At 66.3% G+C, this 23800-nt stretch carries 25 protein-coding genes; 13 read left to right on the forward strand and 12 right to left on the reverse strand.

The features are described 5' to 3' along the window. Positions 1 to 3 precede the first annotated feature (3 nt). Positions 4 to 807: an exodeoxyribonuclease III gene (locus F0Q04_RS01250; RefSeq protein WP_182345519.1), complete on the forward strand. Its 804-nt coding sequence runs from the start codon at positions 4 to 6 to the stop codon at positions 805 to 807. 62 nt (positions 808 to 869) lie between these two features. Beyond that, entirely contained in the window at positions 870 to 1457 is a 588-nt protein-coding gene (locus tag F0Q04_RS01255) for a hypothetical protein (protein ID WP_116926776.1), read from the forward strand. Between the two features lie 6 nt (positions 1458 to 1463). Here the strand turns inward: F0Q04_RS01255 and pntB are convergent, their stop codons facing one another. From pntB to F0Q04_RS01275, 4 genes are all read right to left on the reverse strand, one after another. Further along, entirely contained in the window at positions 1464 to 2873 is a 1410-nt protein-coding gene (gene pntB / locus F0Q04_RS01260; protein WP_182344054.1) for a Re/Si-specific NAD(P)(+) transhydrogenase subunit beta, read from the reverse strand. Between the two features lie 19 nt (positions 2874 to 2892). Then, positions 2893 to 4554, reverse strand: a complete 1662-nt coding sequence (locus tag F0Q04_RS01265; RefSeq protein ID WP_182344056.1) for a Re/Si-specific NAD(P)(+) transhydrogenase subunit alpha — start codon at positions 4552 to 4554, stop codon at positions 2893 to 2895. A gap of 171 nt (positions 4555 to 4725) precedes the next feature. Continuing rightward, complete coding sequence (locus F0Q04_RS01270; protein WP_182344058.1) at positions 4726 to 5151, reverse strand: cupin domain-containing protein; 426 nt, start codon at positions 5149 to 5151, stop codon at positions 4726 to 4728. 80 nt (positions 5152 to 5231) lie between these two features. Beyond that, positions 5232 to 6068, reverse strand: a complete 837-nt coding sequence (locus tag F0Q04_RS01275) for an AraC family transcriptional regulator (protein ID WP_182344060.1) — start codon at positions 6066 to 6068, stop codon at positions 5232 to 5234. A gap of 190 nt (positions 6069 to 6258) precedes the next feature. Here F0Q04_RS01275 and F0Q04_RS01280 point away from each other — a divergent pair, with 190 nt between their 5' ends. Next, positions 6259 to 6897: an MBL fold metallo-hydrolase gene (locus F0Q04_RS01280; RefSeq protein WP_116926770.1), complete on the forward strand. Its 639-nt coding sequence runs from the start codon at positions 6259 to 6261 to the stop codon at positions 6895 to 6897. A gap of 67 nt (positions 6898 to 6964) precedes the next feature. Here F0Q04_RS01280 and F0Q04_RS01285 read toward each other — a convergent pair whose 3' ends face one another. Beyond that, positions 6965 to 9274 carry a TonB-dependent siderophore receptor gene (locus tag F0Q04_RS01285; protein WP_182344062.1) on the reverse strand — a complete coding sequence of 770 codons (2310 nt, stop codon included), beginning with the start codon at positions 9272 to 9274 and terminating at the stop codon, positions 6965 to 6967. 152 nt (positions 9275 to 9426) lie between these two features. Further along, complete coding sequence (locus F0Q04_RS01290) at positions 9427 to 10350, reverse strand: helix-turn-helix transcriptional regulator (protein WP_232539473.1); 924 nt, start codon at positions 10348 to 10350, stop codon at positions 9427 to 9429. Positions 10351 to 10512: 162 nt separating this feature from the next. Between F0Q04_RS01290 and F0Q04_RS01295 the strand changes: the two genes are divergently transcribed. Continuing rightward, the gene (locus F0Q04_RS01295; RefSeq protein WP_116926767.1) at positions 10513 to 11538 is read left to right on the forward strand and encodes an alpha/beta hydrolase; all 1026 of its coding nucleotides are present in this window, start codon (positions 10513 to 10515) and stop codon (positions 11536 to 11538) included. 5 nt (positions 11539 to 11543) lie between these two features. Continuing rightward, positions 11544 to 11843, forward strand: coding sequence for a DUF2218 domain-containing protein (locus F0Q04_RS01300; RefSeq protein ID WP_232539474.1), 300 nt, complete (start codon positions 11544 to 11546; stop codon positions 11841 to 11843). A gap of 19 nt (positions 11844 to 11862) precedes the next feature. On the opposite strand, the gene F0Q04_RS01305 is transcribed toward F0Q04_RS01300, so the two are convergent. Then, complete coding sequence (locus F0Q04_RS01305) at positions 11863 to 12720, reverse strand: M48 family metallopeptidase (protein WP_116926766.1); 858 nt, start codon at positions 12718 to 12720, stop codon at positions 11863 to 11865. Positions 12721 to 12889: 169 nt separating this feature from the next. On the opposite strand from F0Q04_RS01305, the gene F0Q04_RS01310 reads away from it, so the two are divergent. The 6 genes from F0Q04_RS01310 to F0Q04_RS01335 are packed head-to-tail and all read left to right on the forward strand — an operon-like array spanning position 12890 to position 18107. After that, complete coding sequence (locus tag F0Q04_RS01310; RefSeq protein WP_182344064.1) at positions 12890 to 13597, forward strand: hypothetical protein; 708 nt, start codon at positions 12890 to 12892, stop codon at positions 13595 to 13597. Then, positions 13594 to 14556, forward strand: a complete 963-nt coding sequence (locus F0Q04_RS24130; RefSeq protein WP_133248176.1) for a collagen-like protein — start codon at positions 13594 to 13596, stop codon at positions 14554 to 14556. Before F0Q04_RS01310 ends, F0Q04_RS24130 begins: the two co-directional genes overlap by 4 nt. Then, on the forward strand, positions 14553 to 15407 hold the full coding sequence (locus F0Q04_RS01320) for an aspartyl/asparaginyl beta-hydroxylase domain-containing protein (RefSeq protein WP_182344066.1): 855 nt from the start codon (positions 14553 to 14555) through the stop codon (positions 15405 to 15407). Before F0Q04_RS24130 ends, F0Q04_RS01320 begins: the two co-directional genes overlap by 4 nt. Next, complete coding sequence (locus tag F0Q04_RS01325; RefSeq protein WP_182344068.1) at positions 15395 to 16420, forward strand: sulfotransferase family protein; 1026 nt, start codon at positions 15395 to 15397, stop codon at positions 16418 to 16420. Before F0Q04_RS01320 ends, F0Q04_RS01325 begins: the two co-directional genes overlap by 13 nt. Continuing rightward, complete coding sequence (locus F0Q04_RS01330) at positions 16417 to 17562, forward strand: ABC transporter substrate-binding protein (RefSeq protein ID WP_182344070.1); 1146 nt, start codon at positions 16417 to 16419, stop codon at positions 17560 to 17562. The genes F0Q04_RS01325 and F0Q04_RS01330 overlap by 4 nt, the downstream gene beginning before the upstream one ends. Positions 17563 to 17582: 20 nt before the next feature. Next, on the forward strand, positions 17583 to 18107 hold the full coding sequence (locus F0Q04_RS01335; protein ID WP_116926761.1) for a phage tail protein: 525 nt from the start codon (positions 17583 to 17585) through the stop codon (positions 18105 to 18107). A 24-nt stretch (positions 18108 to 18131) separates the two neighbouring features. On the opposite strand, the gene cysC is transcribed toward F0Q04_RS01335, so the two are convergent. The 5 genes from cysC to F0Q04_RS01360 all read right to left on the reverse strand — a co-directional run bounded on the left by cysC (position 18132) and on the right by F0Q04_RS01360 (position 21429). Beyond that, complete coding sequence (gene cysC, locus F0Q04_RS01340; protein ID WP_116926760.1) at positions 18132 to 18758, reverse strand: adenylyl-sulfate kinase; 627 nt, start codon at positions 18756 to 18758, stop codon at positions 18132 to 18134. Continuing rightward, the gene (locus tag F0Q04_RS01345; protein ID WP_182344072.1) at positions 18755 to 19273 is read right to left on the reverse strand and encodes a GNAT family N-acetyltransferase; all 519 of its coding nucleotides are present in this window, start codon (positions 19271 to 19273) and stop codon (positions 18755 to 18757) included. Before F0Q04_RS01345 ends, cysC begins: the two co-directional genes overlap by 4 nt. Then, positions 19263 to 19616 carry a DUF6916 family protein gene (locus F0Q04_RS01350; protein WP_116926758.1) on the reverse strand — a complete coding sequence of 118 codons (354 nt, stop codon included), beginning with the start codon at positions 19614 to 19616 and terminating at the stop codon, positions 19263 to 19265. The genes F0Q04_RS01345 and F0Q04_RS01350 overlap by 11 nt, the downstream gene beginning before the upstream one ends. Positions 19617 to 19704: 88 nt before the next feature. Continuing rightward, positions 19705 to 20649, reverse strand: coding sequence for a DMT family transporter (locus F0Q04_RS01355; protein ID WP_232539475.1), 945 nt, complete (start codon positions 20647 to 20649; stop codon positions 19705 to 19707). A gap of 78 nt (positions 20650 to 20727) precedes the next feature. Beyond that, positions 20728 to 21429: a helix-turn-helix domain-containing protein gene (locus F0Q04_RS01360; RefSeq protein ID WP_182344074.1), complete on the reverse strand. Its 702-nt coding sequence runs from the start codon at positions 21427 to 21429 to the stop codon at positions 20728 to 20730. A 161-nt stretch (positions 21430 to 21590) separates the two neighbouring features. On the opposite strand from F0Q04_RS01360, the gene F0Q04_RS01365 reads away from it, so the two are divergent. Beyond that, positions 21591 to 22940 (forward strand): AmpG family muropeptide MFS transporter, encoded by a 1350-nt coding sequence (locus F0Q04_RS01365; RefSeq protein ID WP_182344077.1) that lies wholly within the window; start codon positions 21591 to 21593, stop codon positions 22938 to 22940. 129 nt (positions 22941 to 23069) lie between these two features. Next, a complete protein-coding gene (locus tag F0Q04_RS01370) occupies positions 23070 to 23798 on the forward strand; it encodes a response regulator transcription factor (RefSeq protein ID WP_043340843.1) in 729 nt (242 codons plus the stop codon). Positions 23799 to 23800 lie beyond the last annotated feature (2 nt).

The raw sequence follows: 23800 nt of genomic DNA on the forward strand, positions 1-23800 counted from the left end.
TCCTTGTTCAAATTAACCAGCCTCAACCTCAACGGCATCCGCTCCGCTGCCACCAAGGGCGTGATCCCCTGGATTGAGACAACCCGGCCCGATTGTATTTGTGTGCAGGAAATCAAGGCACAGCAAGCGGATATGCTGGACAAGTTCGACGTCATCGATGAGATGAACGGGTATTTCCAGTTTGCCGAGAAAAAAGGCTACTCGGGCGTGGGCATCTATACCCGCCATGCGCCCAGCGATGTGGTGATCGGCTTTTCGCCCAACGAGTTCGACGCCGAAGGCCGCTATGTGGAGCTGCGCTTTGACACGCCCACGCGCAAGCTCTCCATCATCAGCTGCTACTTCCCCAGCGGCAGCTCCGGCGAGATCCGCCAGGCCGCCAAGTACCGCTTTCTGGCCGAGCTGCACCCCCACCTGATGCGCCTGCGCGCCGAGCGCGACTTCATTCTCTGCGGCGACGTGAACATTGCCCACACCAATGCCGACATCAAGAACTGGCGCAGCAACCAGAAAAACAGCGGCTTTCTGCCCGAAGAGCGCAGCTGGATGACCCAGCTGCTGGAGAAAGAGACCGAGACCGGCGGCCTGGTCGATGTGTACCGCGTGCTGCAGCCCGATACCACCGATGCCTGCTACACCTGGTGGAGCAACCGGGGCCAGGCCTATGCCAACAACGTGGGATGGCGCCTGGACTACCACCTGGCCACGCCCGCGATTGCCGCGCTGGCCCGCAAGGAGCATATCTACAAGGATGTGAAGTTCTCGGACCACGCCCCGATTACCATCGATTACGACTTCCAGCTGTAACCCATCGCCCAGTCCCTGCGGCCTCCGTCCCGGGAGCTGCAACCGCCCTTCGGGAGCCTTCCATGCGCATGACCGCAGTACCTGTTCTTCTGGCCTGTCTGCTGGCCAGCACGGCCGCCTGCGCCAAGAATGCCTCCGACTACAGCACGCAGGAGCTGGTGGAGGCGCTGGCCCAGCGCCTGTCCAAGGTGCTGCTGGCAGGGCCTACGCGGGATTCACCAGACAATACCGCCGCCATCATCGTGCTCGAAGGCAAGGCCCTGGCACTGGCACCCCGGCTGCAGTCCACCGCCACGATGCGGGTGCTGAGCCGGGAGCAGCTGGTGGCCGAGCAGCGCGCCAACTTTCTGATCATCTCGCAGCTGGGCCAGCAGGGCGCGGACATGCTGGTCGATTACGAGACGCCCAATAACGCCTCGTACGGCACCCTGCGCATCCAGCACAAGGACGGCAAGCTGGTCTTCAAGGGCGAAGACACCTACCGCAGCAGCAGTGGCGCGCGCGCGACCTATGCCCGGCTGTATGGCGGCCTGCCCTGCCGCAATGGCAGCGAGATGGCCTACCGCTTCAACTATGCCGACCGCTATGCGCGCAGCGGCGAGTGCCCGGTCGAGCGCTTTCCCAAGAGTGACTCCGCCTTCGAATGGTAAGAGCGCTCAGCTTTTGAGCGTCGCCAGCACCTCATCGAGCATCTGCTTGGCATCGCCAAACAGCATGCGGTTGTTGTCCTTGTAGAAAAGCGGGTTGTCCACGCCCGCGTAACCGGTCGCCATCGAGCGCTTCATCACGATCGACTGGCGCGCCTTCCAGACCTCCAGCACCGGCATGCCGGCAATGGGGCTTGTGGGGTCGTCCTGCGCGGCCGGGTTCACGATGTCATTGGCGCCAATGACCATCGCCACATCGGTGTCGGGAAAGTCGTCGTTGATCTCGTCCATCTCCAGCACGATGTCATAGGGCAGCTTGGCCTCGGCCAGCAGCACATTCATGTGGCCGGGCATGCGGCCGGCCACAGGGTGGATCGCAAAGCGCACCTCGACGCCGCGCTCGCGCAGCGTGCGGGTGATCTCGTTGACGGTGTGCTGGGCCTGGGCGACTGCCATGCCATAGCCCGGCACAATGACCACGCGCTTGGCCTCACGCAGCATCTCGGCGGTTTCGGCCGCCGTCACCGCCACCACCTCACCCTGGGGCGCCGCACCTGCCTGGCCCGCGGACGTGGGCGCGCCACTGCCAAAGCCGCCAGCGATGACGCTGATAAAGCTGCGGTTCATCGCCTGGCACATGATGTAGCTCAGGATCGCCCCGGACGAGCCCACCAGCGCGCCGGTGACGATCAGCAGGTCATTGCCCAGCATGAAGCCCGTGGCCGCTGCGGCCCAGCCCGAATAGCTGTTGAGCATGGACACCACCACCGGCATGTCAGCACCGCCAATGGCCATCACCATGTGCAGGCCAAACAGCAGCGCGATGGCGGTCATCACCAGCAGCGCCAGCATGCCCAGGCCCAGCGATGCGCTCTGCACAAACCAGCAGCCCAGCGCGACCACCACCACCAGCCCCAGCAGATTGAGCAGGTGCCGGCCCGGCAGCAACAGCGGCTTGCCACCAATGCGGCCATTGAGCTTGCCAAAGGCCACCAGCGAGCCCGAGAACGTGACCGCGCCAATGAGAATGCCGATATAGATCTCGGCCGCATGGATGGCCTTCTCGGCGCCTTGCAGCGGGTGCGAGGTATCGACATAGCTGGCAAAACCCACCAGGCAGGCGGCCAGGCCGACGAGGCTGTGCATCAGCGCCACCAGCTCGGGCATCTGGGTCATCTTGACCCGCTTGGCAGCATACAGGCCGATGCCGCCGCCCAGCACCAGCGCAACCACAATGGCCACGACGCCGGACTGCGAGACGCGCGGGCCAAAAATGGTCGCCAGCACCGCCAGGCCCATGCCCAGCATGCCCAGCAGATTGCCGCGCCGCGCGGTCTCGGGGTGTGACAGCCCGCCCAGGCTGAGGATGAACAAGATGGCAGCGCCCAGGTAGGCGACGGTGGCAAGGCTTTCGGTCATGCAGTTCTACCTCGGTGGCCTATTTGTGGAACATGGCCAGCATGCGGCGCGTGACCGCAAAACCACCAAACATATTGATCGCCGTGAGCACCAGCGCCACAAAGGCCAGTGCGCCGATCAGCAGCCCCGGCCGGTCCGTGCCCACCACGCCCGGCGGCGCCATCTGCACCAGCGCGCCAATGGCGATGATGCTGGAGATCGCATTGGTCACGCTCATCAGCGGCGTGTGCAGCGCGGGCGTCACGTTCCAGACGACCATGTAGCCAATAAAGCAGGCCAGCACAAACACCGTCAGATGCCCCAGGAAGGCCGCAGGCGCATGGGCGCCAATGAGCCAGAAGAGCAGCGCCAGCACTGCAAAGAGGATCGCCAGGGTGCGTGCCGGCAAGGGGCTGCCGGCGCCATGGCCGTGGCCGCGTTTTTTGGCAGCCGCCGGGCTGGCTGCTGCCGTGCCCGCAGCTCCCGCAGTAGCCGCTGCCGGTTTGGCCACGGGTGCGGCCGCCAGCGCAGGCGCGGGCCAGCTGATGCTGCCCTGGTACACCACCGTCAGGCCCCGGATCGCATCGTCCTCCATGTTGACCAGCGCATGCCCATCCTTGGCCTTGCACAGCTCCTCGGTCAAGCGCAGCAGGTTGTTGGCATACAAGGTGGAGGACTGCGCCGCCAGGCGCGAGGCCAGGTCGGTGTAGCCCACAATCGTCACGCCGTGGCGCACCACGGCCTCGCCGGGCACCGTCAGCGCACAGTTGCCGCCCTGCTCGGCGGCCATGTCCACAATCACGCTGCCGGGCTTCATCGCCTGCACCATCTCGGCAGTGATCAAGCGCGGCGCCGGCTTGCCGGGGATCAGGGCCGTGGTAATGATGATGTCGGCCCATGCCGCCTGCTGCGCATACATCTGGCGCTGCGCGGCCTGAAAGCCCTCGCTCATCACCTTGGCGTAGCCGCCGCCACCACCGCCTTCTTCGGCATAGTCCACCGGCACAAAGGTGCCGCCCAGCGACAGCACCTGGTCGGCCGCCTCGGCCCGCGTATCGTTGGCGCGCACCACCGCGCCCAGGCTGACCGCCGTGCCAATCGCCGACAGGCCGGCCACCCCTGCTCCCGCAATAAACACCTGCGCAGGCGGCACCTTGCCCGCCGCCGTGATCTGCCCGTTGAAAAAACGCCCAAAGGCATGGGCAGCCTCGACCACCGCCCGGTAGCCGCTGACGCCCGCCATCGAGGTCAGCGCATCCATCTTCTGCGCGCGGCTCAGGGTGCGCGGCAGCGCATCCATGGCCAGCACGGTCAGCCCCTTGGCTGCCAGCTGCGCCATCAGCGCGGGGTTTTGCGCGGGCCAGACAAAGCCGACCAGGATCTGGCCGGCATGCATCCATTCCACCTCTTCAGGCGTCGGGGGCCGCACTTTGAAGAGAATGTCAGCCCCTGCCCAGATCGCCGCACTGGGCAGCACCTGGGCGCCCGCCGCGCGGTAGGCCTCGTCGCCAAAACTGGCCGCCTCGCCAGCGCCAGCCGCCACACTGACACGAAAGCCCAGCTTGACCAGCTTGTCGACCACCGCAGGCACAGTGGCGACACGCTTTTCACCGGGAAATATCTCGTGCGGCACACCGATACACTGGGGCGGAGACGCCGCGGCCTGCGGCGCAGGCGCGGTGGGCGGTGAGATGCTGGACATGGATGCGCGCTCCTGGTTCAGGGATCAACGGGCTTGCAGAGCGCCGGTATGCCCGGCGATGGCTGCAGCGCTGAACCCCTTGTATCACGGGGCAGCCATTTGGGCTACGCGCATTTTTGCCTAGGGCCTTGCATATCTACTATGCGAGTCATGACCATGGCTGGGCCGCGATCAGATCCAGAGACCATTCGCCACCGTGCGCGCGCCCGCCTCGCCATCCCCCGTATTCGCCACCCCACGCGGCTCGATCAGCAGCAGCTGAACCTCTTCCTGTGCAAAGGGTTTGTGCTCTATACCCTGGGGGATAACAGCCATTTGGCCGGCCTGCAGGTGGATGGCGCGGATGTCACCGCTGGCGTCGCGCAGGTCGATGCGCAGCTGGCCATCGAGGACGATAAAGGTCTCATCGGTGTCGCGGTGCTGGTGCCAGAGAAATTCGCCAGCGATCTTGACGACCTTGAACTGGTAGTCGTTCATCTCTGCCACCACGCGCGGCTGCCAGTGGCCCTGCAGCAATGCGATCTTGCCTTGCAGATCGATGGACTGGCCTTGGCCACGGTGGCTTGGAGTGGGAGCTGTTTCGGTAGGTGCTGACATGGTGGTGCTGTAAGTGTTGAAAACAGCAGCCAGCTTAAGAATGCACCGCCCAAAAGTATTGAACGTTTGTGGGGAAGCGTTCAGCGGCGTGATGCCTGGCGCATGACCTGCAGCCAGCGCCCCGGCGTGATGCCAAAGGTCTTGAGAAAATGCCGCGTCATATGGCTTTGATCGGCAAAACCGGCATCCTGGGCGGCCTCGGCCAGCGACAGGCCCGCCAGCAGCCCGCGCCGCACGGCATCGAGCCGGCGCATGGTGAGGTAGCGGTAGGGGCTGGTGCCGTAGAACATGCGGAAATCATGCGACAGGCTCCAGCGGTCGCGGCCGGTGGCCGCTTCCAACTCGTCCAGCGCCACGACCCGGGTGGCATGGGCCTGCAGATAGTCACGCGCGCGGAGGGCGGCTTGGTAGTCGCCCTTGCCTATGGCGCGCCGCGTGCCGGGCCCACCGGTGGCAGCGGCCAAGGCGTGGGCCAGCTGCACCAGCGCATCGCTTTGCTCCAGCGGCTCGGCAATATCCCCCACGCCTTGCAGCAGGACCTCAGCAGCGGCCGATATCGCCGGGTCGTTGGTGATGCCGCCCTCCAGAAATGGCAGCGCGCTGCCGCCCAGAATGTCCTGGATCAGCGCAGGCTCCACATAGACCATGCGGTAGCGAAAGCCCTCGTCCGTGCCGGCCTGCCCGTCATGCGCCTCGTCGGGATGGAGCACCAGGGTGCTGCCGGCCAGGCTGTCGCGCCGGCCGCGCCGGTAGTGAAAGCTCTGCACGCCCGCCAGGGTGCGCCCTATCGCATAGGTGTCGTGGCGGTGCATCGCGTAGGCCCGGCCCTGGAACCAGGCCTCGATGCGCTCCATGCTGTCGGAAGGCGGGCTGCGCAGCACCCAATCCGAACGTGGCAAGGCAGGGGGGCGGGGCATCAAGAGTCCAGATAGGTGGTGAAAGCAGGGGGCGAAGTGCTGATTCTACAAACCATCCCCCAATCGGCGCCCGCCACTTGCGGCTCCGAACCCCGCCCAGCCCCAAGCCCACCACAGCTTGCCGCACAATAGCCAGATTGCGCCCCGCATCCGCCAGCCCTGCGCGTTGCCGCAGGCACCGATTTGAACCATGCTCCACTACCACACGATTCCCGTCACCGCGTTTCAGCAAAACTGCTCCCTGGTCTGGTGCGACCAGCAGATGGAGGCCGCCGTCATCGATCCCGGTGGCGATCTGGATCGGATCGAGGCAGAGATCGCGCGCCTGGGTCTGCAGCTCCAGGCCATCTGGCTCACCCATGCGCATATCGACCATGCCGGTGGCGCCGGCGAGCTGGCCGCGCAGCGCGGCCTGCCGATCATTGGCCCGCACCCGGGCGACCAGTTCTGGATCGATGGCCTGCCCCAGCAAAGCCAGATGTTCGGCTTTCCACCCGCGCAAAGCTTTACACCTACGCGCTGGCTGCAGGATGGCGATACGGTCAGCATCGGGCAGGAGACCCTGCAGGTGCGCCATTGCCCCGGCCACACCCCCGGCCATGTGGTCTTCCATGCGCCGCAGATCACGCGCTGCTTTGTTGGCGATGTGCTGTTTGCCGGCAGCATTGGCCGCACCGATTTCCCCCAGGGCAACCACCAGCAGCTGATCGACTCCATCACCCAGCGGCTGTGGCCCATGGGCGATGCAACGGTGTTCATCCCCGGCCATGGCCCCGAGAGCAGCTTTGGCCGCGAGCGCCAAAGCAATCCTTATGTGGGTGGGACCTGATCCGGGGTTCAGGTTTTAACGCCAAAGGCCAGCGGCATGCCGCTGGCCTATTTTGCATGGGCGCCGATCAGAACTTGGCGGTCAGCGAGGCGTAGAACGAGCGACCGGGCTCGTTGTAGGTGGCGGCCCCTGCGCCGTAGATGGTGCGCGGGTTGTTCACGCCCACGGCATTGCCCATGCGGTAGAGCCGCTTGTCAAACAGGTTCTTGATGCCGGCGGTCAGGGTGACATCCTTGCTGAAGCTGTAGCGCGCGCCCACGCCCACCAGCGCATAGGGGGCCAGGCGGCGGGTTTCCTCGCCGGTCAGCGGCAGGCCCTGGTAGTCGAGCTTGTTGGGCTTTTGGCCGCCGTACCAGGTGACCGAGCCGAGCAGTTGCAAGGCGTTGGTGGTCTGCCACTCCATGCGTGAATTGAGCGTGTACTTGGGGATGATGGACAGCTGCTCGCCGGTGGTCTTGTTCTTGCTCTGCACCATGTACGTGAGGTTGTTGCTCAGGCGCACTGCGGGGCTGAGCTTGACGTTGAACGTACCCTCCACACCAGAGACCACTGCCTTGGGGATATTGGTCCAGGTGAACACATCGGCATTGGCATAGGCGCCGGTGCCGCCGGTCGCGGTGCCCACCGGGGTCATGCCCGCATCGATCTTGTTGCGGTAGTCGTTGTGGAACAGGGTCACGCCCGCCAGCAGGCCCTCGTCGGCATACTCGATGCCCAGCTCCTTGTTGATGCTGGTCTCGGGCTTGAGGTCGGCATTGCCCATCAGGTAGCAGGCGCCGCCCGCGCCCCAGCAACCAATGCCACGGCTGTAGAGCAGGTAGTTGGGGTTCGTCTGGTACAGATTGGGCGCCTTGTAGGCCCGCGCCACACCGGCCTTCAACGTGACCTTGTCCGTCAGGTAGTGCGACAGGTTCAGCGACGGGCTCCAGTTGGTGCCCACCTCGCTGTGCTGGTCCAGGCGCAGGCCGGGGGTCAGCAGGGTTCTGGCATTGAGCTCGATGTTGTCTTCGACAAAGAGCGAGGCAATGCGCGACGATGCTTTGCCGCTGCGGCCGGTGTTGTCCACCCCCGGCACGCTGCCGGCCTCGGTCGTGGTTTGCGAGACGGAGTTGCTGTCGTTGAGCTTTTGCTCCACCCACTCGGCGCCCAGGGTCATCACATGGGGCAGGCTGCCCCATTGGCCTCGGGCGCTGATCTCGCCATGGGCGGTCAGGATGTCGAGCTTGGAGGTGCCATAGGCATCGCTGGAGAACAGGCCTTCGGTACCGCCGGCCAGGCCTTCGTTCATGCGCGTGTTGCGCGTGGTTTCGTACTGCAGGTAGGCGGTGGAGCTGCCAAAGTCGTACTCGCCCTTGTGCGTGACGGCATAGGTCGAGCGGTACATGCGGTTGGTCTCGGTGCCCAGCGCATCGAGCACGCGCTGCGAGGTGGCCACCAGCTTGCCATTCGCATCGACCGTGTAGTTGTTGGTGTTTTGCGTATCGCCCGCGTAGATATTGCCCTGGCGCGCAAAGCTGGCATCGAAGTCGATGCGGTGGCCCGCTGCGGGCTTGAGGCTCAGGCGCCCCGAGAGGTTGCGGTCGCGCACGCCTTCGCGGCCGGCCGGAAAGGTGCCGGCATAAATGCCGGTGCGGGTCGAGGCATGGCCCTGGTTGATGTCCCAGGCGTCCGCATCGGTCTTGTCGACATTGCCGCTCAGGCGAAAGCCCAGCTGCTCGGAGATCGGCCCGGCGAGCGAAAAGCTGGTGCGGCTGCTGCTGCCGTCGCGCGAATCCTCTGGCTGGTTGTAGTACACGGTGGCGCTGCCGCTCAGCTTGTCGGGGATGCCCTTGGTGATGATGTTGACCACGCCGCCAGCCGCCCCATTGCCGTAGCGGGCAGCGGCGGGGCCGCGCAGCACCTCGATCTGCTCGACGGCCTCTTGCGGCACCCAGTTCATGTCGCCCCGCGTGTCGCGCTCGCCGCGCCAGCCGTAGCGCACCGATCCGCGGCTGTTGACGGGCTTGCCATCGACCAGGATCAAGGTGTTTTCCGGCCCCATGCCGCGCAGGTCGATCTGGCGGTTGTTGCCGCGCTGGCCGCTGCTGGAGTTGCTGGTCAGGTTCACACCGGGCTGCTGGCGCAGCACATCGGCGAGGTCATTGCTCGGCTGGCTGTCCAGGTCCTCGCGCGTGACGGTCGAGACGCCCGGCGCCTGCTTCCAGGCGCTTTCTGCCGTGCCCAGCACCTGCACCGTCGCCAAGGTCGGATCCTGCTCCGACGGCGCTTGCGCTGCAGCCTGTGTTTGCGCCTGGGCCCCTGCCTGCATGCCCAGCACCGCCACCGCCGCTGCCACGGCGCGCAAACGCCACCCCTGTTCCCCTGCCTGGATCGCCATACCACCCCTTTTTTGAAAGACAAATGATTTTCATTACCGAATATCGAATTCTTCCATTGCAGGGGTGACTCGTGGTTTGCGCGGCCAACAAAGATGTTTGCGCCAGCGGCAGCACAGGCATGCAGCAAGGCTAAAAGCCGGAAGGCGAGTGATTAAACCCGTACCCGCGCCAGCTTGGGCGCCAGGCCAAAGCGCCGGCGGTAGGCGGTGGCAAAGTTGGCGGCGCTGGTGTAGCCGGCCAGCAGCGCGGCCTGGCCCACGGTGATGCCATCGCGCTCCAGCGCCTGGCGGGCGCGCTGCAGCCGGCATTCGCGCAAAAACTCAAACACCGTGGTGCCGTAGACGCTGCGGAACTGGCGCTGCAAGGTGCTGGCATTGACGCCTGCCTGGCGCGCAATCGCATCCATCGACAGTGCATCGGCCTGGCCCGAGGCGAGAAACGCATGCAACTCGCGCAGCCGCTGGTGTTCGCGCGGCAGCAATCTCGCCGCACTGCCGCCCGCCGCTGCGGCCTCGCAATCGCCCACGGTGGCCAGCGCCTCGCCCAAGAGCTCCAGCGCATGGCTCTCCAGGTACATGTGCTGCAGCAGGGGAGTCAAGCCGGGCGGGTGCACGATCTGCTCGGCAATCACCGCAGCGCGCGGCGACAGCTGCCACTGGCGCGTGGCCAGGTGCTCGTGCATGAAGCGCTGCAGATCGGGCCAGCCGGCCCCATCGCCACCACCAGCCTGGGCCAGCCAGGCAGGGGTGAGCCCCAGGCTGACGCGGCGCGAGTACACGCCCGAGCGCGCCCGCCGCTCAAAGCGCTCGCGCTCGGCCACCGACACCAGCGCGGCGCTGGCGCCTGCGCCTTGGTGGCTCAGCGCCACCCGGGTCAGGCCGTAAGAGACATCGATACGCCCTTCGAGCAACACCACCAGGCGCAGCCCGGCATCGATATCGGCCTGCGCGGTCTGGTCGCGCGGGTCGCAGCCGTCTTCGCTGTGCAGGTTCAGGCCAGGGCGCAGCTCGCGCAGCCGCGAGACATGCGCGCGCAGCTCCGCCTCGGCGTTGATCGCGGAATCAGCGGCGCGCACAGGCCAGGCCGGTAGAGCGTGTTGAAGGAGCCCAGCATGCGCAAACATCTTTCTTGCTGCAGCAAACATGGGCCAAGCGGGTTTGTGCCATGCTTGCCATGATAATTTCTTAATGCAAATCATTCTCAAGCCCATGGTTGATTTGCCGCAAGCCCAGCCCCTATGCAACTCGCCCTGCCCCCTCTTCCCACCCTGCCCTTGGCCCAACTGGCCGATATAACCCGGCGCCGTTTGCTGGGCCTGGGCGCTGCGCTCGCGCTGCCCGGCTGCGCCTGGCACAGCAGCCTGAAGGACGCGCCACCGGTCACCCTGCCCGGCACGCGGCAGCTGGACCTGCGCGCCCCCGGCATGCCGGGCCCGGGCGCGCCCGAGCGCGTGCACCGCATCATGGTGGCCGTGCCGCCCGCGCCACCACCGCCCCAGGGCTACCCGGTGCTCTATCTGCTTGACGGCAACCTGCTGTTCACGCCCACCGCGCAGCTGATGCGCAACCGTTTTGCGCGCGGGCCCTCGGTGCCCACGCAAGGCGCCGTGGTCGTTGGCCTGGGCTATGCCGACAGCCAGGTGCTGGACCTTGCTGCGCGCAGCTATGACTACACGCCGCCGGCCCCCGGCCCGGCTACCGATGCGCGCGGACGCGCCGAAGGCGGTGCCGACCATTTCCTCGACTTCATCGACCAGCAGGTGCGCCCGCTGGTGGAGGGGAGCTTGCCGATCGACACGGCGCGCCAGACCTTTTTTGGCCACTCGTACGGCGGCCTCTGTGTGCTGCACGCGCTGCTGACGCGGCCGGGCAGATTTGGCCGCTATGTCGCCGCCAGCCCCTCGATCTGGTGGCGCGATGGCTTGGTGCTGCAGGCCTTGCCCGGATTCTTGGCGCATGCCGCCAGCCAGGCGAAGGATGCGCCGGCGCTGCGGCTGCTGGTCACGCAAGGCGAGCGCGAAGCGAGGCCTGTGGCGCCATCCACGCAGGCATCTCGGCCCGCGCCATCCCCCCCCGCCAGCGACCCGGCCCGCGACGCCATACGGCGCCAGCGCCAGAACGCCCCGGGCATCCCCGCGCTGATGGAGGGCCTGCGCGGCGCGCCGGACCTGGAGTTGCGCTATGCCAGCTTTCCCGGCGCCGACCACGGCAGCGCCATGCTGCCAGCGGCCCAGCAGGCGCTGGCCATGGCGATCGAGGACTGAGCGCCATGCCTGTGTCCACATTACCCATCCTCTCCAGCCAAGGCCAGGTCGCCACCCCGGAGGCCAGCCGCTATCTGCAGCGCCTGTGTTACCACTTCAGCCGCAAGATCAGCGTGCAGTACGACAGCCACCAGGGTGAGGCCCAGTTCCCCTGGGGCCACTGCAGCCTGCGGGCCGAGGGCGACATGCTGTCCTTTGTCTGCAGCGCTGACAATGCCGAGGCACTGGCCAGGGTGCGCCATGCGATCGACGCGCATGTGGCGCTGTTCTCGCGCAAGAACCCGATGGTGGTGGCCTGGGTGTAAGCCGCCCTAAACCTTCGCTTTAGCGCTTGGCCTGCTCGTAGAGGCCTTGCACCTTGGGCACATTGGCCTGCAGGCTGGCAATGCGGTTGGGCCCAGTCGGGTGGGTCGACAAAAAGCCGATGCCGCCCTTGCCGGTGGCAGCGCCCATCTTCTCCCACAAGCTGACGGCGGCCTGCGGTGCATAGCCGGCACGCGCAGCGATCTCCAGCCCCACCAGATCGGCGTCGGACTCATCGGAGCGGCTGAACTTGAGCGTAAGCAGCTGGCCGCCCAGGTTGGCCGCAGCGGTGCCCATATCGCCCAGACCCAAAATCGCCGCACCCAGGCGGATGCCCAAGCCAGTGGCCTGGGTCTTGGCCAGCTGCTCGCGCGAGTGCTCGCGCAGCGCATGCGCCATCTCATGGCCCATCACCATCGCAATCTCGTCGTCGCTGAGCTGGAGCTGGTCAATGAGCCCGGTGTAGAACACGATCTTGCCGCCAGGCATGCAAAAGGCGTTGATCTGCTTGTTGCCGATCAGGTTCACCTGCCACTTCCAGTCCTTGGCGCGCGGGTTCCAGGGCAGGGCCTGTGCAATCAGGCGCTGGGCAATCGTCTGCAGGCGCTGCAGCTGGGCATTGCCCGGCCCCGCCAATGCGCCCTGCTGCTTGGCCTGCGCCAGCAGCTCCCCGTACTGCTGCTGTGCCGCCTGCTCCAGCGCTTCGGCCGGCACCAGGTTGCGCAGCGCCGACGACTTGCCAACCTCCACCTGCGCCCAGGCCGTGCCCGTCCCGCCAGCACTGGCCACCACAGCTCCGGCCACCAGGGCCTGCAGCCAGGCACGGCGCCCTTGGCAGGCGCAGCTGAACAGTGGTGAGGGATGGGGTAGATCAGGCATTCCAGTTCCAATCATTAAAGAGCGATGATTGCACAGCATTTTTAGCCCCATATACGATTTCGCTTGGTACATCGATGAACATATTTAACAAATAAATTGCAAACAATGGTGGGCTCTGGTACAAATCGACACCTTATTACATTTTGCTTCCAAGCAAAGCGGGCCGCCCATGCCTTACCTGCGTCTTCTTGCCGCCGCGTGCCTCGCGGTCGGCTTCGCCTCCGCCGCACAGGCGCAGATGGAAATCCCCGCCGGCTCTGAAGGGAGCCTGGGCGGAGGCAGCCAGGATCTGGGCTGTGAATCTGTCACGATTGCAGGCACTTACTCCCTGGATGGGGGCAGCTTGCAAAATGCCGGTGCCTTCCTCATTGAAGCGGGTGGCGTGCTCGATGCCCAGGGCAGCATCCAACTGGGTTCTGATTTCCGCAACCAGGGCAGCTTGAACGCCGCAGCCAGCGCCATGGTGTTTGACGGCTCCTGCGCCGCCCCCGGGGCCAGCATCACGGTCACCGGCGTCACCACCGTGGCCAACCTCACCCTCAGCTCCAGCAGTGGCCAGAGCTTTGTGCTGCCCAACGGCGCCAATATCGTGGTCACCGGCAGCCTGGTGCTGCAGGGCCAGCCAGGCCAGCCGCTGCAGATCACCACCGCTGCCGGCCAACCGGCGACCTTCACGCTGGGCCCCGGCGCACAAGTCACCCAGCAAAACGTGAATCTGGTCAATGTCTATGTCGGCCCACCGCCCAGCACCGCGCCCGTCGCCGTGCCAGTCTCCGGCCTGGGCTGGACGGCCAGCCTCGCGCTGCTGCTTTCGCTTCTGTCTTGGGGCGCCTTGCGCTCCGCCCGCATCCGCTCTTTTCTGAGAACCCAGCCATGAACCTCGTCACCTCCTTCTTCCACAGCCGTTGGCTGGCCGGCGGCATCATGGCCCTGGTTGCCAGCGCCGCTTGGTCCGCCGATACCAGCTTCAAGCCGGCGGCGGGCTCGGGCTTTGTCATCAAGGGCCAGGCCAACCAGGATCTGTTCCGGGTGCAGGGAACTGGCGAGACCTATGCCCCGCCGCTGCCTTCCGCGCCGGCCACCGGTACCGAGCAGCTGTGTATGGACCCCGCCACGGGCCGCCTGCTGCGCTGCGCCGACGGCATTGGCACCGGGGCGACGGGCCCTGCTGGCCCCACGGGCCCTCAAGGTGCCGCTGGCCCGGTGGGTGCCACCGGCCCCGCTGGCCCTGCCGGCCCTGCCGGTGAAATTGGCCCTGCAGGCGCAGTGGGTCCCGCAGGCGCCACAGGCCCTGCAGGCCCCACGGGCACGACCGGTGTAGCAGGCCCCGTTGGCCCGGTCGGCCCCACGGGTAACGCAGGCCCCGCCGGCCCAGTCGGTCCCGTGGGTGCGACTGGCGCCACGGGCTCCACAGGCCCTGCAGGCGCGGTTGGCCCACAAGGCCCCACTGGACCACAAGGCATTCCAGGCCCCGTTGGCCTCACCGGTGCGACCGGTCCCCAGGGCCCCATCGGCCCTACCGGTGCAACAGGTGCGCCAGGCTCCATTGCTGCGGTCAATCTGCGCTCCGACACCAAATCAGGTGAACTCTGCCAGGCTTCGGCCTGCTGCGCCGCAAACGAACAAGTGGTGGGTGGCGGCTACGAAGCGGCCAATGCCAAGGGTGGCAATGCGAACTTTGATGTGCGCGTCTCGGCCAGTGCACCAGGCACGCCTGCCAGCTGTGGCGGCACGCAAGGCTGGACGGTACGCGTGCTCAACTCTTTCGTGGGTGATGGCTCCTTGAGCTGCACAGCCTACGCGCTCTGCGCTCCGGTCGCTCCCGCCGTCCCATGACCCTAGCAGCCGCTCCCTGCCCACCAGCCCAGCCCCGTCAGGGTCTGCGCCTGCAGGGCATCACCACCATGCGCCTGCCCTGGCGCCTGGAGGTAGCGGCCGCCTTGCAGCAAGCCCAGCAGTTGCCTGAATCGCTGTGGCGCATGCATTTCAACCAGGGCCGGCATGACGGCGGCTGGCAGGCGCTGGCCTTGCGGGCGTCTGCCCAGGCACCATCGGACATCATGCCGATGGATGCAGACGTGGACGCCTATACCGACTGCGAAGCGCTGCAGGCCTGCCCGGCCATTGCCGAGCTGTTGCGCAGCCTGGACCTGCAGTGCAAATCGGTGCGCCTGATGCGCCTGCAGCCCGACAGCGAAATCATGGAACACACCGACGCGGGCCTCTGTGCCGCCGAGGGCGATGCCCGGCTGCACATCCCCTTGCAAACCGAAGAGAAGGTGTTTTTCCACCTGGGTGGCCAGCGCGTGCCCATGCGCGTGGGCGAATGCTGGTACACCGATGTCTCCCTGCCCCACCGCGTGCGCAACCGCAGCGGCAAGGCGCGCATCCACCTGGTGGCCGATGTGCTGGTCGACGAGCGCCTGGCACAGGCCTTTGCAGCCGGTGACCAGGGCGAGCCTGCTACCGATGACGGCGACCCCTGGCTGGCCTTTACGCAGTTTCGCCAGGCCGTGTTTGCGCAAGAATCTCTGGCCGATGCGCTGGCCGGCTGCCCGGATCTGGCCAGTCTGAGCGCCCGCAGCATCGCGCTGGGCCAGGCCCAGGGGCTGGTGTTTGATGCCTCCGATGTGGAATCGGCGATGAAGGCCGGGCGCCGCGCCTGGAATGCCCAATGGATGCTCTGACACTCCGGGGCTGGCGGCCCGTTCGGCTGTACTGGGATGGGGCCCAGGTCATGGTGGACTGGGCGCGCCTGGGCGATGCGCCGCTGCGCGCACCGTTCTACCAAGAGAGCCTCAAGCCGCTGCTGGGCACCCCGTTCAACCAGGCGTTTCGCCGCCAGACGCCACTGGAGGTGCTGCTGGCTTGGCACGCGCAGTCGCCGGGCATGGCACCCTGCTTGCTGGTCTTCCATGTCTCGCGCTGCGGCTCCACCCTGTTCCCCCAGGCCCTGGCCGAAAGTGCCCACCACCTGGCGATGTCCGAGCCGCCTCCCGTCGATTTCCTGCTGCGCGAAGCGCTGGTCAACGGCTGGCTCAGCCCCGCGCAAGCCATCGCTGCCTTGCGCGCCTGGATGAGCGCCTGGGCCCAGCGCAGCGACGCGGCCAGCCCGGCACTGCAATCGGCCAGCCTCAAGATCGACGCCTGGAACACCGGCCAGGCCCCGCTGCTGATGCAGGCCTGGCCCGAGGCCTTGCCGGTGTTCCTGACGCGCGAGCCGCTGGCGGTGCTGGTGTCGCAAATGCAGGAACGCGCCTTTTACCTGGTGCCCGGTGCCTTTGGCCCCACATTCGGCCTGCCGGGCCTGAGCCTGCTGGAGCAGGCCACGATGCCGCCCGAGCAGTACTGCGCCCGCATGCTGGGCCGCATTTATGCGGACATGGCACGCGTCGCCGATCCGGCGCAAGCGCTGGTGCTGGACCATGCTCAGCTGCCCGAGGCCATTGAGCAACTGGTTCTGCCACGGCTGTCCTGGCAACCTGATGCAAAAGCCATGCAAGCGCTGCGCGAGCGTTTGTCGCGCCACGGCAAACGGCCGCATGAGCCCTTTGCCCAGGACACAGACAACAAACATGCCAAGGCCAACGCTGCATTGCGCGCGCTGGCCGAGCAATGGATGGCCACCCATTACCAGCAATTGCGGGCCCGGTGCGAAGCCCATGACCGCGCAGAGACTCTCTCCGAGGCCGCTATATGACCATGATTCCAAGACGCCATTTCCTCGCCTCCACCAGCGTGGCCGTCAGCACGACCGGTGGCTGGAGCGCAGCGCAGGCGCTGGCGCCCAGTGCCCCGGCCCGGCAAACCTCCAAGGCCTGGCAACTGCTGGCCGTCGCTCCCCAGTCGCACAAGGTGGCCGATCTGGGATCGGACTACCGCCGAGGCCTGGAGCTGGGCCTGGCCCAGCGGCCTGACGTTGCTGTACAGCTGCACTGGGTGGAAGCCCCACCCACCCCCAACCGCGCCGCCCGCAGCATCACGGCGGCGATCGATCAGCGGCCCCAGCTGCATGGTGTTGTCGGTTGGATGCCGCCCGCCGTCGAAGCCCAGGTCGCTGCCCATGCCCAGCCCCTGGGCCTGCCCCTGTGGGCCAGCGATACCGGCGCCGATCTGCCTGCCGCCGCCGAGCCCGGCCAGCCCCAGGCTGTCGTGCGCCATAGCCTGGATCTGTGCGGCAGCGCCGCGCAGCTGGCGCAGGCCGTCTACCAACAGCTAGGCCCTCGGGCCGTGCTGGCTGTTGGGCAGATGGAAGGGGGCTATGACTTTGTCTATAGTTTCGAGCATGCCTACCGTGCGCTGGGGGGGCGGGTGGTTGCTCGCCATGTGGGCGAGTTTGGGCCGCAGAGCGCGGAATTTGACGGCTTGCGCACTGCCGTTTTCAGCCACCGGCCTGATGCCGTTGTGGCCCTGTACTCTGGTCCGCAGTTGGCCCGCTTTGGCCGCTGGTGGCAGGCTCACGCCCAGTCGCAAGGCGCTTGGGGACTGGCTGGCTTGCCTTGGCTGGCGGATGTGCATACCGGCGGCAATGCCGTTACCGCCGGTGCATGGCCCAGCGCTGCACAGGCTCAGCCGGTTTGGAAGCAACGTTTTGAGCGGGTTGGATTGCCTTGGACCGCTGCTGCCCTGATGGGTGCCGAGGCGGGTTACAGCATTGCGGCTGCCCTCGACCAAAGTACGCAAGGCCCTTCTGCTTCTGCGTTGCACGAGGCTTGGATGATGCCGGTGCTGCAGGGCCCGCGCGCGGTTAGTTCGCGCATAACGACCTCAACCAACCACGTATTCAACCGCCCAGCCACCCCGCTTATCAGTGGATGGCTCAATGGCTATCTGCAAACCTAACAACATCAAAGGAACCGACCATGGAACCGTTTATTGGCATGATCACTATGTTCGCCGGTAATTTTGCCCCGCGGGGCTGGGCTTACTGTGCAGGGCAGACACTCGCTATTAGCCAAAATCCAGCCTTGTTCTCCATTTTAGGAACCACCTATGGTGGCAATGGGCAGACCACTTTTCAGCTTCCAAATTTGATGGGTCGGGTGCCGGTAGGCGCCGGTCAAGGACCAGGGCTTCCGTTCGTCACCCTGGGGGAGCAAAGTGGAACCCCAACCATCACGTTGAACCTGCAGCAACTCCCCCAACACAACCACCCCACAATAGCTAGCACTTCAGCAGGTACGCTACAGGCTCCGGCTACGGGCGCATTCCTGGCGCAATCAAACCAGCGAGACGCGCAGTACGTTGAGGCCAGTGGGGTAGGTACAACGGTCCCATTGGGTGGAAGCAGCATCGCTGGTGGGTCACAGCCGATTTCCATCATGCAACCCTATCTGGGCATAAATTTCATCATTGCACTTGAAGGCATCTTCCCATCGCGCAACTGAGAGGGTGTTCTTTCAGCAGCCCGCTCAGCCGGGCCGCTTCTGTTCCAAGCCCAGCGCATCCAGATAAGCCAGCACGGCGCCCAGAGCAACTTCAGGCGCCAAATCTTCGCCCTGAAGATGCAGCTCCGGCTGCAGCGGCCGCTCATACGGGCTGCCGATACCGGTAAAGTCGCGCAGTTCGCCGCGCCGAGCGCGCGCATACAAGCCCTTGGGATCGCGCGCCTCACACACAGCCAAGGGCGTATCGACAAAGACCTCGACAAAAGCTCCTGGCGCAAACAAGGCCCGCGCCTGTGCCCGGTCTGCTGCAAACGGCGAAATCGCAGAGACGATAACGACCAGACCCGCATCGACCATCAGCCGCGCCACATGGGCCATGCGGCGGATGTTTTCTGCCCGCGCCTCGGCGCTGAATCCCAGATCGGCATTGAGCCCCTTGCGCAGGTTGTCACCATCGAGCGCATAGGTATGGCAGCCGCGCTGGTGCAAGGCCCGCTCCAGCGCATGGGCCAGGCTGGTCTTGCCTGAGGCCGATAAGCCGGTAAGCCAAATGCAGCAGGGCGCATGGCCCATCAGCGCGGCGCGCTGCGCCGGCAGCACCGCCTGGCCTGGCGGAAAGATAAAAGCAGCGGGATCGGGTCGGCCGGTCATTCGGCAGGCTCCGTCTTGGCAGGCTCACGGCACATGGTCCAGTACAGCCCATCGCTTGGCAGCTGCACAAAGCCCAGCCGCCCATATAGATGGCGCGCCCGGTTCTGGGGCTCCACACTCAGCGCCATGGGCCGCTGCTGCGCGTCGGCGTGGTTGCACAGCCACCGCAGCAGCACGCTGCCCAGGCCTTGGCTGCGCTGTGCAGCCAGCAGCGAGATATCGACAACCCGCAGTGCATCAGCGCTGTCATCGACGATCAGGCGCCCAACCGGTTGGCCATCCCGCTCAACCAGGTAATGCAGCGCCTGGGGGTAGTAGCTGCGGTAATGCTGACGCTGAAAATCAAACTGCGAATGGCAGAAGGCATCGATGGCCTCGGGTGGCCAGCCGGTGAGCGCCAGCTCATCGCTGCGCACATCGCGGTAAAGAGCACGTAAAAAATCCGCATCTGACGCCAAAGACTGGCGCAGCTGCAAGCTGCCCAGTTGCAGGGCCGCAGGCAGCTCAGAGGGCATGGCTGAATTGGGCTTCGTAGTACACGCCTTGCGCATCGGCGCCGGTGGCGGACACCATGATCGCAAAATCACCCCATTCCGCATGGCGTGCGCGGTAAGTCTGGCTGGGCAGAACCGGGGCCGTCGGGCCCTGAAAATTGAGCCGGTATGCGGCCATGCCGGGGGCGGCTCGGCTTTGCGCCTCAAAAGCGGTCACCAACAGCGGAATCTGCTGCGTCTGCCCGGCAGTGTCCCCCGCCAGAAAGACCAGCGACTGGCCCTGGAGCTGGCTGGCCATCTCCTGCGTCAACACCCGCGTCCATACGGCGTCATCCAGTTGGTAAGTGGTGTCTGGCAAGGTCATACAGGGGCAGCAAACGCAGTCCGTGGTGGCAAGAGCGCCATTCTATCGCCGGGCCTGCAGAGCACGCCGTCCATGTGCGACCCGGCAGTCAACTGCGCATCTCGGCTTTCACGACCACCCATAGCCCCAGCAGCACGGCGGCCAGCCCCACCCAGGCCACCCAGGGCTGGTGTTCGCCGACGATCCACACGGCCAGCACAAAGGCCGCCACCGGCTCGATGAGGCTGAGCGCCACGCCGGTGGGCCCCGAGATATGGCGCAGACCCATCGAGAACAATAAATGTGCAATGCCCGAGACAACGGCGCCCAGGTAGACAACAACCAGCACGGCAGACAGGCTCCACTGCGGCATGCCCGCATACAGTGCGGCCACCGGCAGTGCGAGCAGTGCCGCGCCGCTGAACACATAGAAGTTCACCACCTTGGGGGACATATGGCTGACCAGGCGCTTGTTGACCAGCGCATAGCCGGCATAGGACAGACCCGCCAGCAGGCACAGCGCCAAGCCGGGCCAGGAGACCTGGCTGCTGCCGCCCTCGCCCATCACCATGGCCACACCGCCGGCCACGCTGACCAAGGTGCCCAGCCACCACAGCGGCGACAGGGGCGCGCGCAGCACCACGGCCTGCAGCAGGCCCGCCCAGATGGGGCTGCTGCCAATGGCAACGGCTGTGCCCACGCCCACACCGGCCATCTGCAGGCCGGCGTAGAAAAACACGCTATAGCCGCCAATGCCCAGCGAGGCCCAGAAGAACGACGACAGCCGCAGCCCCGCCTGGCGGGGCCGCAGCACCAGGCTGCCGGTGCTGCCACGCCGCGCCCACAGCAGGCTCAGGCCCAAAAATGCCGCCGCCACCGCCAGCTGCGCAGCCCCCACCCAGAACGGCGACAGCCCCGCAGCCCCGAGGTACTGGGCGGTGCCGCTGGTGCCCCAGAGCACGCCGGCAATGGCGACCAGCGCAATACCTTGCGCAGAGGCGCTGAAAAATGAAGAAGGGGCGGGGGATGCCATGCCGCTGGAAGTCTGTGTCATGCCGCTATGGTGCCGCGACGGGGCCGGGGCAAATGTCGAGAAACGCTTGTGGCTGGGCTGCCAAACGCACCCAGCGCATCATGCGCCGCCGCGTTTGCGCAGGCTGCGGCTGCCCACGCCGCGATCGCGCCGCAGCGCATAGGCCAGCGCGCTGGCCGTGCTGTAGCCGCAGCGCAGCGCCGTGGTCTCCAGCGGCTGGCCGGCGGCCAGGGCTTGGCTGGCCTCGGTCAGGCGCAGGTCGCGCAGCCATTGCTGGGGGGTGCTGCCGGTCAGCTCCTGCCAGCGCACATGAAAACGCTGGGCGCTCAGGTGTGCCAGCGCCGCCAGTTGGGGGGTGCGCCAGTCGCCGGCCAGATCGGCCCGTACCGCAGCGGTGATGGCCTGCACATCCAGCGCGCGGCGCAGCAGCAGCGCGGGCGACTGCTGGACCCAGGCCACATGGGCCTGGGCCACGGTCAAGGCCGAGGCATGGGTGGCCAGCCAGTCGCGCGGCGGGGCGGCAAAGCGGCGCATCTGCGCCCAGTCTGCGCCGTCGGGCACATCCACCACGGCCAGCGCGCTGCCCTTTTGTGCCAGGTAGGCGTGGGTGGCACCCGCCGGTATCACCACGCCGCTGGCGGTATCGACATAGGCGGCCTTGCCATCGACCTCCAGCTCCATGCGGCCGGCCAGTGCATACAAGAGCTGCACATGGTCATGGCTGTGCGCCTGCTGCTCGCCTTCGTAGTGGCGAACAGAGTAGTCAGGAGCCAGCAAGCGGTGGTGGTGGTGGTCGGCCATGGCAGCAGCGGTGCATCAGTGCATAGCGCACAGTGTAGCCAAGCGTGGGCCCTGACCCCTTGTTGCGCCGCTTGCCCCGTTCAGCAGCGCGGATCAGCGTATATTGGCGCATTGTCCGGGCCTGGCCTGGCCCACCCCTTTTTACTGTACGCCTCGTCCGCATGGCCGACACCTCTTCGCCCGCTACCGCCTCCTCCCCCGCCGCCCGCCGCTCCTGGGCGGACACGTTTCGCGTCTATACCGAGCCGGCCAGCCTGCGCATGCTGGCGCTGGGCTTTTCTGCCGGCCTGCCGCTGCTGCTGGTGCTGGGCACCTTGTCGTTCTGGCTGCGCAAGGCCGGCATCGACCGCAGCACCATCGGCTACCTCAGCTGGGTGGGCCTGGCCTATGCCTTCAAATGGGTCTGGTCGCCGCTGGTTGACCGGCTGCCGCTGCCCGGCCTCACGCGCCTGCTGGGGCGCCGGCGCAGCTGGCTGCTGCTGGCCCAGGGCCTGGTAGTTGCCGGCCTGCTGGGCATGGCCTGGGTCGATCCGCAGCTGCACCTCAACCATGTGGTCTGGTGCGCGCTGGCGGTGGCCTTTGGTTCGGCCACGCAGGATATTGCGCTCGATGCCTACCGCATCGAATCGGCCGACGCCGATCGCCAGGCCGCGCTGGCCGCCACCTACCAGACCGGCTACCGCATCGCGATGATCTGGGCCGGTGCGGGCGTGCTGTGGCTGGTGGCCCTGGGCCTGCAAGAGGGCGCGGGCGACTACCAGCGCCAGGCCTGGGGCTTTGCCTATATGGTGATGGCCGCCTCGATGCTGGTGGGCGTGGTCACCGTGCTGCTGTCGCCTGAGCCGGCGGCCAAGCCCATGACCCCCGCCCGCAATGCCGCCCAGTGGCTGCAGGAGGCACTGGTCGCCCCGTTTGCCGACTTTGTCGGGCGTTACGGCTGGCATGCAGTGCTGATCCTGGCCTTGATTGCGATCTACCGCATCTCGGACGTGGTGATGGGCATCATGGCCAACCCCTTCTATGTCGACATGGGCTACACCGAGGCCGAGGTCGCCTCGGTCAGCAAGATCTTTGGCGTCATCATGACCCTGGTCGGCGCGTTCATTGGCGGCGTGATCTCGATGCGCATCGGCGTGATGCGGGTCTTGATGCTGGGCGCGGTGCTCTCAGCCGGCAGCAACCTGCTGTTTGCCTGGCTGGCCACGCGCGGCCATGACCTGGCGGGCCTGATTGCCGTGGTCTCGGCCGACAACCTGGCCGGCGGTATTGCGTCGGCCGCCTTTATCGCCTACCTGTCGAGCCTGACAAACGTGAACTACTCGGCCACCCAGTACGCGCTGTTCAGCTCGATGATGATGCTGCTGCCCAAGTGGATTGCCGGGTTCTCGGGCGTGTACGTGGACCATTTTGGCTATGCGCAGTTCTTTGTATCGACGGCGCTTTTGGGGCTGCCGGTGCTGGTGCTGGTCTGGCTGGCGTCGCGCATCAGGCCTGTCACTGGGGAGTTTTGAGAACGTTGACAGGAGCTCGGTGCGGTTTACCAAACTTTACGGCAGGGACAATCCGGCGCGACCCCAGCGTGCCACGATGACTCCCTATAGCAAAATCTGCGGGTTCTCCCGCCCATAACCATGACTGCCATGCATACCCACCAACTGTTGATGATCGAAGATGACGAGCGTCTGGCCAATATGGTGAGCGAGTATCTGGCCCAGTCGGGGCTGCAGGTCAGCCACATGGCCGATGGCGCCAGCGGCCTGTCGGCGCTGCAGGACCCGGCCAGCGGCCAGTCGCCCGACCTGGTCATCCTCGACCTGATGCTGCCCGATCTGGACGGCCTGGAGGTCTGCCGCCGCATCCGTACCTTGAGCGGCCCCGCGGCCCAGGTGCCTATCCTGATGCTCACCGCCAAGGGCGACCCGATGGACCGCGTCATCGGCCTCGAAGTGGGCGCCGATGACTACCTGCCCAAGCCGTTTGAGCCGCGTGAGCTGCTCGCCCGCATCCGCGCCATTCTGCGCCGCCGCGTCGATGGCGGCAGCGCCGCGGCCCCGGCCAGCCAGGTGCTGCGCTTTGGCAGCCTGGAGATCGACCGCGACGCCCGGGCTGTCACCATCAGCGGCAAGCCCGCCGACCTGACCAGCTACCAGTTTGACCTGCTGGTCACCCTCGCCGAGCGCGCCGGCCGCGTGCTCAGCCGCGACCAGATCATGGAAGCGGTGCGCGGCCGCGAGCTCGAAGCCTTTGACCGCTCCATCGACGTGCACATGGGCCGCATCCGCGCCGCCATCGAGGCCGATGCGAAAAACCCGCGTCGTATCCTGACCGTGCGCGGCGTGGGCTATGTGTTTGCCAAACAGCAGGACTGAGA

The organism is Comamonas koreensis, from assembly GCF_014076495.1.
GTDB lineage: Bacteria > Pseudomonadota > Gammaproteobacteria > Burkholderiales > Burkholderiaceae_C > Comamonas > Comamonas squillarum.